The 16,498-nt window shown below is 64.6% G+C and carries 9 protein-coding genes; 2 read left to right on the top strand and 7 right to left on the bottom strand.

Annotation, left to right across the window (positions count from 1 at the left end; all coding sequences use genetic code 11):
• Positions 1–201 precede the first annotated feature (201 nt).
• Positions 202–1,101: a DnaJ C-terminal domain-containing protein gene (locus tag ACVOLI_RS08455; RefSeq protein ID WP_296253514.1), complete on the bottom strand. Its 900-nt coding sequence runs from the start codon at positions 1,099–1,101 to the stop codon at positions 202–204.
• Between the two features lie 126 nt (positions 1,102–1,227).
• Positions 1,228–1,665 carry an Hsp20/alpha crystallin family protein gene (locus ACVOLI_RS08460; RefSeq protein WP_296253511.1) on the bottom strand — a complete coding sequence of 146 codons (438 nt, stop codon included), beginning with the start codon at positions 1,663–1,665 and terminating at the stop codon, positions 1,228–1,230.
• A 151-nt stretch (positions 1,666–1,816) separates the two neighbouring features.
• On the opposite strand from ACVOLI_RS08460, the gene ACVOLI_RS08465 reads away from it, so the two are divergent.
• Together ACVOLI_RS08465 and ACVOLI_RS08470 are read left to right on the top strand one after the other, a co-directional pair.
• Positions 1,817–2,299: a redoxin family protein gene (locus ACVOLI_RS08465; protein WP_481534261.1), complete on the top strand. Its 483-nt coding sequence runs from the start codon at positions 1,817–1,819 to the stop codon at positions 2,297–2,299.
• A 26-nt stretch (positions 2,300–2,325) separates the two neighbouring features.
• Positions 2,326–2,901: a ferritin-like domain-containing protein gene (locus ACVOLI_RS08470; RefSeq protein ID WP_481534262.1), complete on the top strand. Its 576-nt coding sequence runs from the start codon at positions 2,326–2,328 to the stop codon at positions 2,899–2,901.
• A 260-nt stretch (positions 2,902–3,161) separates the two neighbouring features.
• Here ACVOLI_RS08470 and pbpC read toward each other — a convergent pair whose 3' ends face one another.
• The 5 genes from pbpC to prpC form a co-directional block, all read right to left on the bottom strand.
• A complete protein-coding gene (gene pbpC, locus ACVOLI_RS08475) occupies positions 3,162–5,525 on the bottom strand; it encodes a penicillin-binding protein 1C (protein WP_481534284.1) in 2,364 nt (787 codons plus the stop codon).
• Between the two features lie 252 nt (positions 5,526–5,777).
• Positions 5,778–10,697: an alpha-2-macroglobulin family protein gene (locus ACVOLI_RS08480; RefSeq protein ID WP_481534263.1), complete on the bottom strand. Its 4,920-nt coding sequence runs from the start codon at positions 10,695–10,697 to the stop codon at positions 5,778–5,780.
• A gap of 214 nt (positions 10,698–10,911) precedes the next feature.
• Positions 10,912–12,105, bottom strand: a complete 1,194-nt coding sequence (prpF, locus tag ACVOLI_RS08485; RefSeq protein ID WP_481534264.1) for a 2-methylaconitate cis-trans isomerase PrpF — start codon at positions 12,103–12,105, stop codon at positions 10,912–10,914.
• 177 nt (positions 12,106–12,282) lie between these two features.
• Complete coding sequence (gene acnD / locus ACVOLI_RS08490) at positions 12,283–14,898, bottom strand: Fe/S-dependent 2-methylisocitrate dehydratase AcnD (RefSeq protein WP_481534265.1); 2,616 nt, start codon at positions 14,896–14,898, stop codon at positions 12,283–12,285.
• A gap of 359 nt (positions 14,899–15,257) precedes the next feature.
• Positions 15,258–16,415 carry a bifunctional 2-methylcitrate synthase/citrate synthase gene (gene prpC / locus ACVOLI_RS08495; RefSeq protein WP_296249403.1) on the bottom strand — a complete coding sequence of 386 codons (1,158 nt, stop codon included), beginning with the start codon at positions 16,413–16,415 and terminating at the stop codon, positions 15,258–15,260.
• Positions 16,416–16,498: the final 83 nt, after the last annotated feature.

Raw genomic sequence — 16,498 nt, forward strand, 5'->3', positions numbered from 1 at the left:
TTTGGTGGGGGGGTGGGGGTGGCGGGGGGTGTGCTGGGGGGCGCCCCCCCCCCCCCCCCCCCCCCCCCCCCCCCCCCCCCCCCCGGGGGCCGGGGGGGGGGGGGGGGGGGAAGCTCCTGGCCAAAAATCCCAGCCAAAGAAAAAAGAAAAGCGGGCAAAGCCCGCTTTTCTTCAACTGCAACAGCGCGAACCAAACCGCGCTCAGTCCTCGCCAAACGCCTTGGCCAGGTCCTTGTACGCCTTGCGCTGGGCTTCGTTGCTCGCTACCGGCGCAATCACTTCCAGCTCCACGATCTGGTCACCATCCGGGCTGCCGGGCAAGCCTCGACCACGCAGGCGCAGCTTGCGGCCGCTGTCCGAATCGGCCGGCACCTTCAGCTCCACCGCGCCACCCAATGTCGGCACGCTGATGCTGGTGCCCAAGGCAGCCTGCCAGGGCGTCACCTGCAGCGTGTAAAGAATATTGCGGCCATCCACCTCGAACTGCGGATGCGAGGCGTACTCCACCTCCAGCATCAGGTTGCCACCGCCACTGCCCTGCCCGCTCAGGCGGATCACCTGGCCCGGGCGGATGCCCTTGGGGACGCGCACGTCGAGCTGGCGACCGTCCACGGTGATGCGCAGGCTGTCGCCACTGTAAGCAGCCTCCAGCGGTACCGACAGCTTGGCGCGGGTATCGCGCATCGGCTGCGGGCCGGCACCACCGAAACCCGGGCCCGGACGACGTCCACCGGCACCTGCGCCACCGCGCTGACGGGCAAACAGGCTTTCGAAGAAGTCGCTGAAACCGCCGTTGGCATTGCCACCGCCGAACACTTCCTCGAAATCAAAGCCCTGCCCGCCGCCAAAGCCCGGCGGTGCATTGAATTCCTCGCCAGGGCGATAGCCCTGCGCGCGCAGCTGGTCATAGGCCTTGCGCTTGGCTGGATCGCGCAGCGCCTCATAAGCCTCATTGACCGCCTTGAATTTGTCCTCGGCGCCGGCTTCCTTGCTTACGTCCGGGTGGTACTTGCGCGCCAACCGACGGTAGGCCGTCTTGATCTCGGCATCACCGGCGCTGGGCTCAACCCCAAGCGTGGCGTAGTAATCCTTGAATTCCATCCTCACACCTCTGAAAAAAAGCTGGCCCGACACCTTGCGGCAACGGGCCATCGTGCAATCGGCAAGCACCGTGGCCCCATTCTACCGGGCCACGGTGCCTGCGCAGGTGGAAGTTCGCTCACGCCGTCAGGCGCTGGGCTGGCCCTGCACCACCTGGATGCGGCGCGGTGCCGCCTCGCTGCGCTTGGGAATGCGCACTTCCAATACGCCATTGTGGCTATGGGCCACGATGCCCTCGGCATCGGCGCTGTCAGGCAGCACGAAACGGCGGTTGAAGGCACCCTGGGCGCGTTCACTGCGGGTCAGACGCTGGCCTTCAGCCAGCTCCGGCGCGCTGCGCTGGCCGCTGATGGTCAACACGCCCTTTTCCATCTGCACGTCGATGCTGGAAGCATCCACGCCGGGCAGGTCTGCCGAAACAACGAACCGGCCAGTTTCCTCGCGGATATCGACCGCAGGCACCCAGGCTGACGCGCTGCTGTTGGTGACGGTTTCAAGCAATGGCGACAACAACTGATGAATCTCGGACTGGGTCGGCCACTGGCGGTAACGTACGATGCTCATGATGTCCTCCTGCAAGATATGGGGACTGGCATGCCGGAATGGCGCTGCCTTTCCCATGCACACGACGTATTGTGTGAAGACCGCCTTTTCAAGCTGTTGACGCGGTGCTTCCACCGTCTCTTTAAACTTCAATTCAGCCTAGGAGTCCTGCATGTCCATCAACGTTGGCGACCGCATCCCTGAAGTCACTCTCAAGCGCCTGCGCGAAGGGCTGGAAACGATCGACACCCACGCATTGTTCGATGGCCGCAAGGCGGTGCTGTTCGCCGTGCCCGGCGCATTCACCCCGACCTGCTCGGCCCGCCACCTGCCCGGTTATGTCGAGCATTTCGAGGATTTCCGCAACCGCGGCATCGAAGTGTTCTGCATGGCGGTCAACGACCCGTTCGTGATGCAGGCCTGGGCCAAGAGCCAATCAGTGCCCGATGGATTGCAGATGCTGTCCGACGGCAATGGCGATTTCACCCGCGCACTGGGTCTGGAAATGGATGCCAGCGCGTCCGGCATGGGCATCCGTTCGCGTCGTTTTGCGCTGTACATCGAGAACGGCGTGGTCCGCGCAACCTACATCGAACAGCCGGGACAATTCGAGGTATCCGGGGCCGAGCATGTGCTCGCCCATCTCCCCACCTAGGGGTTCAATAGAAGGAAAGGCCAGCCATGAGCAAGCAGCCCGCCGCCAAGTCGACAAAATCAACGCAGTTGGCAGGAATCACTGATCGAAAAACCCTACGCGCCAACGCGCGCAAGAGCATCGAGGATGGCGCGGTCACGCCCACCTACAGTGCCAACCGCCCAGCGGTGATCAAACTGCTCAACGACGCGCTGGCCACCGAATGGGTGTGCGTGCTGCGCTATTACCGGCATTACTACATGGCCAAGGGCATGCTGGCCGACTCGGTCAAGGCCGAGTTCCTTGAACACGCGCAGCAGGAGCAGGCACATGCCGCCCTGCTATCCGAACGCATCGTGCAACTGGGCGGCGAACCCGACCTCAATCCGGACACCCTCACCGCCCGCGCGCACGCCGAATACAAGGAAGGCGGCAATCTGCGCGACATGGTGCGCGAGAACCTGATCGCCGAGCGCATCGCCATCGACAGCTATCGCGAGATGATCAACTTCATCGGCGACAAGGACACCACCACCAAGCGCATCCTCGAGCAGATATTGGCGCAGGAAGAAGAGCACGCTGATGAGTTCGCCGATCTATTGGAAGGTTGGATCGGCGAATAAGCCGGAGACGTGGTAGAGCCGAGCCATGCTCGGCTGGAGCCTTACCGACAAACCCATGTTGTAGGAGCGGTGTAAGCCGCGAAGCTGACACCAATGAAATTGCAGGGATCGCTGCAACTTGATTCATTTGTTGCTTCGCGGCTTACGCCGCTCCCACAAGCGCGGATTGCGTGGGAAGCTCCTGCCGAGCATGGCTCGGCACTACAGGGCATTGCTGGGAAATCCCCTGCCAAGCATGGCTCGGCACTACATTGCGCTTCTCAGTTCACTACGCGGAAGCGGACGCGCGTCCATGTGCCGTCGGCTGCCAGCGCCGTCAGGGTGTGTTCGCCGGCATCGTTGAAGTCGCGGGTGAAGGTGCGCGCGCCTTGTGTCTGCGCTATCCAGCGGCCGTCGAGCAGCCATTCAATCGTTGCTTCGCTGCCCAGCGCGCGCAGCTGCAGGCGCGGGCCATGCTGTGCACCCGGCGGTCTAGCCAGTGTAGCCAGGTCATTCAAGCCATCAATATGCAGCACGCCATCGGACTGCCGACCGTCATCGGCGCAGTCTGCTGCCAAAGGCGGCAGGCTTTGCGCCTGCCGTTGCGCCACGGTCAGCCAAGGCGACGCCATCGCTGGCCAGCGCGCGATCTCGCGATCCTCGACCCGTGGATGGCCTTCGCAGCCGGGCGACAGCCGCTGGCCGGTCGCTGCATCCACCTGGTAACGCATACGCCCGGATTGCCAGAACCTTGCCTCACGCTCAGGGAAGCTTGGCGGCACCACGCCGTCCAGCACCCACGCAGGGAAGCGGCGCTGGCACATGGCAGGCGGGGTCTGCTCGACGGCAATGCCCAGTGGCCAGCAGATCTCGACTTCGCTGACGCTGTCCGGCCGTGCCCGCACGGCATTGTCACCGGCCTGGCGCGGCAGGCTGTCGATCACCTCGAACATCAGCGGCAAGGCCGTCACCGCGCCGTACTGCCCCGGCAACGGCGTGCCATCCGGACGACCGACCCAGACGCCGACGGTATAGGAGCGAGTGCTGCCGATTGCCCAGGCGTCGCGGTAGCCGTAGCTGGTACCGGTCTTCCATGCCACGCGCGGGCGGTTGCCAGTATCGAAGGTACCCACGCCATAGCCCGGTCGCGGATTGGACTCGAGCACATCGCGCACGATCCATGCGGCACCCGGCGATACCAGCCTACGCTCGATGCGTGGGTCGTTGGGCGTGTAGCGCACGCGACCGGCGATACCTTCCCGGTTGAGCGCGGAGAACGCACCGACCAGATCCTCCAGGCGTGCCCCGGTGCCACCGAGAATCAACGCAAGGCTGGGCTGCGTGCCATGCGGAAAACGCAGATTGATGCCGGCATTGCCCAGCCGTGCAGCGAACCGCGATGGACCAACCCTGTCCAGCAGATCCACCGACGGCACGTTCAAGGACAAGCGCAAGGCAGTAGCAGCACCGACCGGCCCGTTGAATGCCGCATCGAAATTGCCTGGACGGTAGCCGCCGAAGCTCTGCGGCGCATCGACGATCAGGCTTTCCGAATGGATCAGGCCGTCGTCCAGCGCCATGCCATACAGGAACGGCTTGAGCGTTGAACCCGGCGAACGCCACGCCTGCACCATGTCCACATGGCCAAGCCGCGCCTTGTCGGCAAAGGTGACCGAACCGACATAGGCGCGTGCTTCCAGCGTGTTGTTGTCCATCACCAGCAGCGCAGCCGAGGTGCGTTCCGGCAGTTGTGAGAAATACGAGGAAACACGCTCTTCCAGCGTGCGTTGCAGACCGCTGTCGATCGTGGTTTCGATCTGCGGCACACGCGGATAGGCGCTGCGCATGCGTTGCGCCAGCAAGGCGGCATGCAAAGGCTGTTGCAGCGAACGCGCCACCACCGGCTCGATGCGCGCGTCGGCGACATCATCGACCGACCACACCTTGAGCTCGGCCATGCGTGCCAGCACCTTGTCGCGGGCGCGCTGCGCGGCTTCCGGGTGCCGATCAGGACGCAGCCGGCTGGGCGACTGCGGCAACACCGCCAGCAACGCGGCCTCGGCCTGCGACAGATGCGTGGCCGACTTGCCGAGATAGGCCCAACTCGCCGCTTCCACACCTTCGATGGTGCCACCGTAAGGCGCGCGTTCCAGGTACAGGTCGAGGATCTGTGTCTTGCTCAGGTGCACTTCCAGCTGCAGCGCACGCAGCAGCTGTTTGAGTTTGCCCCAGGGCGTGCGCGTATGCGGATCGAGGATGCGCGCGACCTGCATGGTCAGGGTCGAGCCACCGGAGACGATGCGTCGCTCCAGCAGCATCTGCTTGCCGGCGCGCGCCAGCGCCCACAGGTTGATGCCGGGATGGCGCCAGAACCAGCGGTCCTCGTAGGTCAGCAAAGCCTGCAGGTACAACGGCGAGATGGTCTTTGCATCGGCCGGGTAACGCCACACGCCTTCTGCATCGGCGAAGGCACGCAGCGGTGTGCCATCGCGCGCGACCACCAGCGTACTGGTGTCGCGTGATTTCGGCAGCGGCAACGGAAATGCCAGGTCCAGCACCAGCAACAAGGTCAGCAGGGCGGCAAGCGCCCAGCGCAGGTTGCGGAGCGTAAGGACGGCGCGCACGCGGGTGGCAATCTGTTTCAGCCGGGAGGCGCGCGTTTTCAATGGGGATGATTCTTCAGACATTGCCTGTGGAGCTGGGGCGGAACGGCTTGGCCGCGGAAGAGCTTACCCCTCCCCCACCCTCCCCTTGCCTTCGGCAAAGGGAGGGAGCAGGAGCAGCTGCCTGACGCCGCAATTGTTGCCTGTGTCGCTGCGGCGGAATGGCTTGGCCGTGGGAGAGCTTACCCCTCCCCGGCCCTCCCCTTGCCGTTGGCAAAGGGAGGGAGCAAGCGACTACGGCTGCACCACCGTGATGGTGCTGGGGTTGGAGCGGCCCACGCCGCGCATGTCGGGACGGTACATGTCCTCGGCCAGCGGCGGCGGCACCATGTACGTGCCCGGGGTGACCGCACGCACCAGATAGAACACGTGCGCTGTGCTGCCACGCGACAGCTTCAAGGCGGCCACATAGCGGTCGTCGCGGAACTCCTCGTGCTTGACGTCGGCAGCGCTGGAGCGGTCACTCACCTTGACCTCGCCCACCACCACGTCGGCCCACTGCTTGGCATCGCCAAGGTTGAAGTTCTCGATTTCCAGGCCGGCCGGCAACAGGTCGGTGAGCAAGGCATCGGGCATGTTCGAGTTGGAAGTGACGCTGAGCCGCACGATCAGGGCCTCGCCTTCCTTCAACGGACGCGGCGTCCACGGCTTGCCGTCGGTGCCGAACCAGGAGCGCTCGATGCCGATCACGCTGTTGTCCGGTGCCGGTGGCTGACGCGGAATGCCGGCAACGTCCAGGCTGGCGAACATCGGCGCCTCGCCCTGCGGCGAGAACCGCACGCCCTGCGCCAGCTGCGCCATGTCGAACACGCGACCAAAGGCCTTGCGTGCACTGATGTCCTCGACATTGTCGCCAACCGCCAGTTCGCCGGACACCAGCTTCTTCTGGTTGGCCATCAAGGCCTTGCCCAGGCGCGCCAGTGCCACCTGTTCCTGCGTGCTCAGCCACATCAGGCCACTGCCACGACGCACGTCCAGCGTGCGTCCCAGATCGATCACGCGCGCGTCGTATTCCGGCTTGGACAGGCCGCGCTCATGCAGCAGGGCGATCATCAAAGCCTCGTCGCGCAGGCGGGTGCCGTAGTCGCCGAAGTATTCCGGACGGTCGGCGCTGGACTTGGCGAAGCCAGCAGCAATCGCCGCCTGGCCACGCTTGCTGTCGCCCTGGATAGCCAGGGCCGCACCCAGATGCACCAGCGACAAACCGGTCACCGCCTTGCTGCGCTCGTTGTCCCACAGCGTGCGCAGCGTACCCAGCGGTGCGCGATTGACGCGTGCCAGCACATAGCCGGAATAGGCCTGGTTGGCGAACTTCAAACCGTCACGGCGATCACTGCCGTAGAACTGGTTGCCACCGCTGAGCAGGTCTTCGCTGATCCGGTTCAAGGCCTTCTGCAGCACGTTCTCCGGCACCGCGAAGCCTGCATCCTTGGCGTCGAGCAGGAACTCTGCGACATACGGCGTCAGCGCCAGATTGATGTAGTCGTCATCGCCCCACATCGAGAAGTTGCCGTTGGACACCTGCATCGACGCCAGCCGGCCGAACGCACCTTCCATGCGCTCACGACGGACCTTGGCGTCCAGACCATCGGCACCGAGCATCGCCGACGTGGCCTCATCCAGCATCAGCGCTGCATACCCCTTGCTGGTGGTCTGTTCGGCGCAACCATAGGGATAGTTCAAGGCGCCCTGCAGCGCCGATGCGAACGGGATCGGCGGCAAGGCGCTGACCAGCATGCGTGCATTGACCGAACCGCCCATCAAGCCATTGGCAAAGCTGCTGTCCAGGGCGATCGGCGCCAGCGGATCCAGGGTCCGGGTCTGCGAACGCAGCACCGATGGCCACGCCGCGCGCACCGGCAGGTCGTAGCGGCGGTCCACCTTGAAGCCATTGCCATCAACGCGCACCCGCACCTTGGCCACGCTATAGCCTTCCTGCGCGGTCAGCGGGAAGCTCAGCGTGCTCTTGGCGTCCGCCGCCAGTTGCACCGTACGGGTCGATTCGCCGATACCGAGCGGGCCTTCACCGTCCACGCGCACGTTGAACTCGCCGGGCTTGCCGGTGAAGTTCTGCACGTCGAGGGTAACCGTGCTGCGATCGCCCGGTGCCATCACCCGCGGCATGCTGGCCTCGGCCAGGATCGGCGCGCGCACCAGCGTCTCCACATCCCGATTGCCGTAGCGGTCGGCCGAGTAGACCATCGTCGAAACGCGCAGGGTGCCGTTGAAATCCGGCACCTGCAGGCGCACCCGCGCATTGCCCTTGGCATCCAGCGCCACCGGCCCGGAGAACAGGTCCACGGTCTGCACGCGGGCGGTCGGCCGCTTGGCCTGCGGCAGTGCCGCCAATGCCATGTCGCCGCCGAACTTCAGCTTGCCGCTATTGCCCTCGAAACTCTCGATCACGCGGCCGTAGATGTCATAGGCATCCACGCCCAGCCGACGCTGTGCGAAGAAGTGCCCGGGTGCATCCGGCACCGGGAAGCGGGTGATGTTGAGGATGCCCACGTCCACCGCCGAGACGGTGACGTGTGCCGGCTTGCCGGCCAGCTCGGGCGCGCTGACGGTCACCGTCATCGGCTGTTCCGGGCGCATCTGCTTGGGCGCGATCAGGCCGACCGCGACGCGGCGGTCGCGACGGTCCATCGGCACATGCGCGACGCCAACGGCACGCGCCGGGGTGATCTTGCTCGGCGCGCTGCCACCACGGAACACCAAGGCGGTGATGTAGACATCGTGCCGCTCCCAGTCCTTGCTGACCGGGATTTCAAACGTGCTGCCCGGCTTGGCATCGATGTCCTGCACGTACAGCATGCGGTCGCTTTCGACCATCAACACGCCACGGCCGGCATGCGGCGGGGTCAGCGTGACCTTGACGGTGTCACCGGCGCGATAAGCGGTCTTGTCCAGCGACAGCTTGACCTTGTCAGGGCGGGCATCCAGCCCACGGTTCTGATCGTCCCAGCTCCAACCGGCGCGGAACGGATAGCGCATGGTCAGGCCGGTGGCCGGATCAAACACGTCCACCCGGTACTCGCCCCACTCGACCGGGAAATCGAACCGGGCCGAGGTGGCACCGGCGTCGATGGTGCGGGTTTCCTTGTTCTCGAAGCGGCGGGTGAAGTCGTAGTCCCAACGGTTGTCGGTATAGGTCCAGTGGTAGTCGCGCAGTTCGCGCACCAGGGTGACCTTCAGTCCCTTGGCCGGCTGCGGCTTGCCATCGGCATCCACCCGCATCAGCTCGAAGCGGGCATTGGCGTTGGCGTCCGCACCGTCGCTGTCGCTGAACAGCGGGCGCAGGGCGACCAGCGCAGGTGCCGGCCACATCACCCGCTTCAAGGTGCGGGTGACGGTGCGGCCACCGGTTTCATAGACACTTCCGGACAGCAGCGCAGCCACGGTGGTGGCCTTGCCCGCCTCGGCCGGCAAGGCGACGTCTTCGCGCAGCTTGCCGTCCTTGGGCAGGGTGGTATCGATCACGTCATTGGCTTCGCGCGGCAGCTGCACGGTCGGGTCGCCGAAGAACCAGCCCGGCATCGACTCGACCGGGTGCTGCTCCACCGCCACCGCCAGGCGCGCGGTGAAGCGGTTGCCGTCGGCCGGTGCGCCATACAGATAGGCCGCATCGGCCTGCAGCTTCAGCGCCTCGCCCGGCTTCAGGGTCTTCTGCGCGCTGGCCAGGTCCAGCTTCATGCGCTCGGGCAGGAACTCCTCGATGCGCAGGGTCATGCCCTGCACCGCCTCCTTGCTGGCCGGATCGGTGCGGAACTCGACGGTCCAGCGCCCGGTGGGTGCCTCCACCGGAATGGTCTGCTCGAACGCGAAATAGCCCTGCTCGCCCGGCTGCAGGCGGGTCTCACGGAAGGTCTTGCCGTCCGGCTGCTTGAGCCGCAGGAACACCGGTTGGCCGCCGGTAGCTGGCCCGGCCAGGGTCTTGCCGTCGTTGTCGCGCAGCAGCGCGGAGATGCGCACGGTCTCGCCCGGGCGGTACAGATCGCGCCCGGACCAGGCAAATACGTCGAAATTGGCGTTCTGGCGCCCGGCCACCGCGAACTCGCTCAGGTCCAGCGCAGGCTGGTTGAACGGCAGCATGGTGGTGTCACTGCCACTGCTGGCGACCAGCACATGGGCGGCATCCAGCGTGTAGTTGAGCAGGGCGTTGCCGTTGCCGTCGGTCTGGCCCTTGAGGATGACCTCGCCCTTGCCATCGATGACCTTCAGCTCGACCTTCTTGGCCGGCGCGCCGTCGGCCAGCGAGGCGGTGTGGACGAACAGCTTGTCCTTGTAGGCGCGGGTATGCAGGCCGATGTCGCTGACGGTGAAGAACGAGGTATCGAATTCGTTGTCGAAACTGCCGGTGCGCTTCATCACCGCGAAGTACAGGCCGGGCTGCTGCAGCTCCTTCACGTCCTGGATCGGCAGATAGGTCAGCACGCGCTCGTTCTGTTTGCCACCGAGGATGAAGCGGTTGACGTAGACCGGCTCGGCCAGCTGGTTGAGCGGGGTCTTGTCACCGTATTCGCTGTCCAGCTCCCAGCTGCCACGTCGACCGCCGCGCTGGTACTGGCTGAAGAAGGTGGGCAGGTCCTTTTCGCGCACGCGCAGGAACTCCACGTCCACCTCGGGCACGTTCACCGAGACCACCGGCAGGCCGCGGCTTTCGCGGGCCGGCAGCACGCTGCCCTGCGAGGCGAAGCCTACTGCAGGATCCAGCTCGCCGGTGAAGACCTTCTGCTTCACTTCCGTGCCCAGCCGGTTGCCATCGGCCGCCAGCAGGTCGGCCGAGATGATCAGCGTGTATTCCTTGGCCGCCTCCACATAGGGATAGCGCAGGGTCTTGCCGTCATCGGACAGCGACCAACTGCTGTCCTCGTTGCCGACCTTCTCCTCGAAGCGCAGCAACTTGTCGAAGTCCTGGGTGCCGACCAGCGGGCGCGAGAACTCCACCGCCAACGCAAGGCCGTCACCACCCTTCTGGTCCGGGTAGGCGCGCAGCATGGCAAAACCCTTGACCTCTTCCTGCTTGGTCTGGATCGCCTCACCGCTGGCGCCGGGCAGCTGCCCGGTTTCGTTCCTGCTGCATCCTGCAACCAAGGCCAGCGCCACCAAGGCGGCCGCAGCCCAACGCATACCCTTCAACATCCTGTTACCCATGGCGTCCTCCCGCAGATCGCCGGAGTATAACCAGCCTGCTTGTAAGGGCTTGTGTAGCAAGCTGCCCTCTGCTGGGGATTTGTCTGGAAACCCGCCAGGCGTGCTACACCCGCTATATGTGGGTCCTCGAAATCGCAAAAAGCATAAGGGCCACTGATCCCAGCAGCCCTTGCTCTTCTTTCGCCGCCCTCATTGCCATGGACGGAGCGCGATATCAGAACGCATCACCGGGCACGCGCACCCAGCCTTCCATCAGGATGCGGGCACTGCGGCTCATCACCGCCTTGGTGACCGTCCACTGACCATCAACCAGCGCGACCGCCGCACCGACGCGCAGCGTGCCGGAAGGATGGCCAAAGCGCACCGCATCACGCTGACCACCACCACCGGCGAGGTTGACCAGCGTGCCCGGCACTGCCGCTGCCGTGGCAATTGCCACCGAGGCGGTGCCCATCATCGCGTGGTGCAGCTTGCCCATCGACATGGCGCGGGCGTTGAGGTCGATGTCGGCGGCGTGGATCTGCTTGTTGCCGCTGGACAGGTAGTCCTGCGGCGGTGCCACGAAGGCGACCTTGGGTGTGTGCTGGCGTTTGAGCGCTTCTTCAGGGCTCTTGATCAGGCCCATGCGCAGGGCGCCGGCAACGCGGATCGCCTCAAGCTTTGCCAGTGCCGTCTTGTCCTCATTGATGGCCGGCTGCAACTCGGCACCGGTGTAACCGATATCCGTTGCATTGATGAAAACCGTGGGGATGCCGGCGGTGATCATGGTCGCCTGCAGCTTGCCGACCCCGGGCACATCGAGCTCATCCACCAGGTTGCCGGTTGGGAACATCGCGCCACCACCCTCGCCTTCGCCCTCATCGGCCGGGTCGATGAACTCCAGCACGATCTCTGCTGCCGGGAAGGTCACGCCATCGAGATCGAAATCACCGGTTTCCTGCACCTGTCCGTTGCTGACCGGCACGTGGGCAATGATGGTCTTGTTGATGTTGGCCTGCCAGATGCGCACTACGCAGATACCATTTTCCGGCACACGAGCGGGATCAACGTAGCCTGCATGCAGCGCGAACGCACCAGCACCGGTAGACAAATTCCCGCAGTTGCCGGACCAGTCGACGAAGTCGGTATCGATCGACACCTGTCCATACAGATAATCCACATCGTGGTCGGGCTTGCTGCTGGGCGAGATGATCACGCACTTGCTGGTGCTGGAGGTGGCGCCGCCCATGCCGTCGGTGTGCTTGGCGTAGGGATCAGGGGAGCCGATCACCCGCTGCAATAAGCGGTCACGTGCCTGGCCCGGCTGTTGGGCGCTGGCTGGCAGGTCTTCCAAGCGGAAAAACACGCCCTTGGAGGTACCGCCGCGCATGTAGGTTGCCGGGATCTTGATCTGGGGGATGTGGGACATGGTGCGGGTTTCCTTGCTTCGATCGTGATGTGGAAGGCCGGATGCGATGCTAGCCGCCCATGCCCTCACCCCAACCCCCGCTCCGCGGCCCGGCCCTTGCGCAAGGGCGTTCGTGGGGCCGCGAACCAGGGGTTTGCTTACAGGCCCCCTCTCCCGCGCGCGGGAGAGGGGCTCAAGTCATGCGTTTGCCGATTCCAGGAAATCCTGCGCAAATCGCTGCAATACGCCACCGGCCTCGTAGATCGCCACTTCTTCATCCGAATCCAGGCGACAGGTCATCGGCACCCTGACCACTTCACCGTTGCGGCGGGTGATGATCAGGGTCAGATCGGTACGCGGGGTGCGCAGGCCGATAACGTCATAGCTCTCGGTGCCGTCGATGCCCAGCGTGTTGCGGTTGGTGCCCGGCTTGAACTCCAGCGGCAGCACGCCCATGCCGATCAGGTTGGTGCGGTGGATGCGCTCGAAACCTTCAGCGGCAATCGCTTCAACACCAGCCAGGCGAACGCCCTTGGCCGCCCAGTCACGCGAGCTGCCCTGGCCGTAGTCGGCACCGGCGATGATGATCAGCGGCTGCTTGCGCTCCATGTAGGTCTCGATTGCTTCCCACATGCGCATGACCTTGCCTTCCGGCTCCACCCGCGCCAGTGAGCCCTGCTTAACGCTGCCATCCTCGTTGCGCACCATCTCGTTGAACAGTTTGGGATTGGCGAAGGTGGCGCGCTGTGCGGTGAGGTGATCGCCGCGGTGGGTAGCGTAGGAATTGAAGTCCTCTTCCGGCAAGCCCATCTTGGCCAGGTATTCACCGGCCGCGCTGGACAGCAGGATCGCGTTGGACGGCGACAAATGGTCGGTAGTGATGTTGTCCGGCAGTACCGCCAGCGGCAGCATGCCGCGCAGCGTGCGCTCACCGGCCAATGCACCCTCCCAGTACGGCGGGCGGCGGATGTAGGTGCTTTGCGGGCGCCAGTCGTACAGCGGACTGACCTTCTCGCCATGCTCGACGCGGACGTTGAACATCGGGTTGTAAACCTTGCGGAACTGCTCCGGCTTGACCGCTGCCTTCACCACCGCATCGATCTCGGCATCGCTCGGCCAGATGTCCTTCAGGCGCACTTCCTTGCCGTCGGCGTCCACACCCAGCACGTCCTTCTCGATGTCGAAGCGCACGGTACCGGCAATGGCATAGGCGATCACCAGCGGCGGCGAGGCCAGGAAGGCCTGCTTGGCGTACGGGTGGATGCGGCCATCGAAGTTGCGGTTGCCCGACAGCACCGCAGTGGCGTACAGGTCGCGATCAATGATCTCCTGCTGGATCTTCGGGTCCAGCGCGCCACTCATGCCGTTGCAGGTGGTGCAGGCGAAAGCGACGATGCCGAAGCCCAGCTGCTCCAGATCCGGCAGCAGGCCGGCTTCTTCCAGATACAGCTGCACCGCCTTGGAGCCCGGCGCCAGCGATGACTTCACCCACGGCTTGCGGGTCAAACCGCGCGCGTTGGCGTTGCGCGCCAGCAGCGCTGCGGCAATCACATTGCGCGGATTTGAAGTATTGGTGCAGCTGGTGATGGCAGCGATGATCACCGCGCCATCCGGCATCAGGCCTTCGGCTTCCTCGCCCCTGCCACTGAGCAGCTTGGCTTCGTCGGCGATGCCGCGCTCGGCCAGGTCCGACACCGGCAGGCGCTTGTGTGGATTGCTGGGGCCGGCCATGTTGCGCACCACGCTGGACAGGTCGAACTCAACGACCCGCTCGTACTGCGCGGTTTCCAGTGCGTCCGCCCACAGACCGGTGGTCCTGGCGTAATTCTCGACCAGCGCGATCTGCGCATCCTCGCGGCCGGTCAGGCGCAGGTAGTCGATGGTCTGCTGGTCGATGTAGAACATCGCCGCGGTTGCGCCGTATTCGGGGCACATGTTGGAGATGGTGGCGCGGTCACCGATGGTCAATGCGGCAGCACCTTCACCGAAGAACTCAAGGTAGGCGCCAACCACACGTTCCTTGCGCAGGAACTCGGTGATCGCCAGCACCACGTCGGTGGCGGTGATGTTCGGCTGCGGCTTGCCGGTCAGCTTGGCGCCGATGATGTCGGGCAGGCGCATCCACGAGGCGCGGCCCAGCATCACGTTCTCGGCTTCCAGGCCGCCGACACCAATGGCGATGACGCCCAGCGCATCCACGTGCGGGGTGTGGCTGTCGGTACCAACGCAGGTATCCGGGAAGGCCACCCCGCCCTGCTGGTAAATCACCGGCGACATCTTCTCCAGATTGATCTGGTGCATGATGCCGTTGCCCGGCGGAATCACATCGACGTTCTCGAAGGCCAGCTTGGTCCAGTCGATGAAGTGGAAGCGGTCTTCGTTGCGGCGGTCTTCGATGGCGCGGTTCTTGGCGAACGCGTCCGGATCGTAGCCACCGCATTCCACTGCCAGCGAGTGATCGACGATCAGCTGCACCGGCACCACCGGGTTGACCTTGGCCGGGTCACCACCCTTGTCGGCGATGGCGTCACGCAGGCCGGCCAGGTCGACCAGTGCGGTCTGGCCGAGGATGTCATGGCAGACCACGCGCGCCGGGAACCAGGGGAAATCGAGGTCGCGCTTGCGCTCGATCAGCTGCTTGAGCGAATCGGTGAGCGTGGCCGGATTGCAGCGGCGCACCAGGTTTTCGGCCAGCACGCGCGAGGTATAGGGCAGCATGGCGTAGGCGCCGGGCTGGATGGCATCGACTGCGGCGCGTGCATCGAAGTAGTCGAGCGTGCTGCCTGCGAGGTGCTTGCGATAATCGGTATTCATGGCTGGCCTGTGAGGGTCTGGGCTTGCTGGTGTTGCGGTGGAGTGCTGCGAAGATGCGTGTGATTGCAGCAATCCCACAGCAACACATGAAATCTGGCATTTCCCTTCTCCCGCCTGCGGGGGAAGGCGCCCGAAGGGCGGATGGGGGGCTTTGGCTTTGGCTTCGGCTTTGGCTTCGGCTTTGGCTTCGGCTTTGGCTTTAGCTTTGGCCTTTTCCAAAAGCGAGAAGCTGCTCCACGTGCCAGGAGCTTCCCCTCACCCCAACCCCTCTCCCGCAGGCGGGAGAGGGGCTCTATCTCGCTTGTGGCGGAGATGCTGCAGGCGTCATCTCGCTTGTGGCGAAGATGGCTTTGTCTCCATCAAGCGCGCTTGTCCAGCGGCACGAAGGTCTGGTCTTCCGGGCCGGTGTAATTCGCGCTCGGGCGGATGATCTTGCCGTCGATGCGCTGCTCGATGATGTGCGCACTCCAACCTGCGGTACGTGCAATCACGAACAACGGGGTGAACATCGCGGTCGGCACGCCCATCATGTGGTAGCTGACGGCGCTGAACCAATCCAGGTTCGGGAACATCTTCTTGATGTCCCACATCACCGACTCAAGACGCTCGGCGATGTCGTACATCTTCATGTTTTCCTGCTCGGCCGACAGCTCACGCGAGACATCCTTGATCACCTTGTTGCGCGGGTCGGACACGGTGTAGACCGGGTGACCGAAACCGATCACCACTTCCTTGCGCTCGACGCGGGCCTTGATGTCGGCTTCGGCTTCGTCCGGGGTTTCATAACGCTTCTGCACTTCGAAGGCGACTTCATTGGCGCCACCGTGCTTCGGGCCACGCAGTGCGCCGATGCCGCCGGTGATGGCGCTGTACATGTCGCTGCCGGTGCCGGCGATGACGCGGCAGGCGAAAGTCGAGGCGTTGAATTCATGCTCCGCGTACAGGATCAGGCTGGTGTGCATGGCCTTGACCCAGGAGTCGCGCGGCTGCTCGCCGTGCAGCAGGTGCAGGAAGTGGCCGCCGATCGAGTCATCGTCGGTCTCCACGTCGATGACCTTGCCGTTGTGGCTCCAGTGGTACCAGTACAGCAACATCGAACCCAGCGAGGCCATCAGCTTGTCAGCGATGTCGCGTGCGCCCGGGTGATTGTGGTCGTCCTTCTCCGGCGACACGCAGCCCAGCACGGAAACGCCGGTACGCATCACGTCCATCGGGTGCGCCGACGGCGGCAGTTCTTCGAGCGCGGCCTTCACCGATGCCGGGATGCCACGCAGCGCCTTCAGCTTGGCCTTGTAGGCACGCAGCTCGGCCTTGTTCGGCAGCTTGCCGTGTACCAGCAGGTGGGCGATTTCCTCGAACTCGCTGGTGTTGGCCAGGTCCAGGATGTCGTAGCCACGGTAGTGCAGATCGTTGCCGCTGCGGCCAACGGTACACAGAGCGGTGTTGCCGGCAGCGGTACCGGACAGGGCGACGGACTTCTTCGGCTTGAACGCCGGTGCGGCGGTGGATTCAGACATGGTGTGAACCTCGATCAGATGCGGGATTTTGATGCCCCTCTCCCGCCGGGAGAGGGGTTGGGGGGAGGGTCGGACCCGCTGAA

Source organism: Stenotrophomonas sp. STEN029 (assembly GCF_056760015.1).

Bases quoted from the DNA above. Each gene is read 5' to 3' on its own strand.
- ACVOLI_RS08465 (WP_481534261.1), top strand. From the start codon at position 1,817: ATGTCCATCAACGTTGGCGACCGCATCCCTGAAGTCACTCTCAAGCGC.
- acnD (WP_481534265.1), bottom strand. From the start codon at position 14,898: ATGAATACCGATTATCGCAAGCACCTCGCAGGCAGCACGCTCGACTAC.
- prpC (WP_296249403.1), bottom strand. From the start codon at position 16,415: ATGTCTGAATCCACCGCCGCACCGGCGTTCAAGCCGAAGAAGTCCGTC.
- prpF (WP_481534264.1), bottom strand. From the start codon at position 12,105: ATGTCCCACATCCCCCAGATCAAGATCCCGGCAACCTACATGCGCGGC.
- ACVOLI_RS08480 (WP_481534263.1), bottom strand. From the start codon at position 10,697: ATGGGTAACAGGATGTTGAAGGGTATGCGTTGGGCTGCGGCCGCCTTG.
- ACVOLI_RS08455 (WP_296253514.1), bottom strand. From the start codon at position 1,101: ATGGAATTCAAGGATTACTACGCCACGCTTGGGGTTGAGCCCAGCGCC.
- ACVOLI_RS08470 (WP_481534262.1), top strand. From the start codon at position 2,326: ATGAGCAAGCAGCCCGCCGCCAAGTCGACAAAATCAACGCAGTTGGCA.
- ACVOLI_RS08460 (WP_296253511.1), bottom strand. From the start codon at position 1,665: ATGAGCATCGTACGTTACCGCCAGTGGCCGACCCAGTCCGAGATTCAT.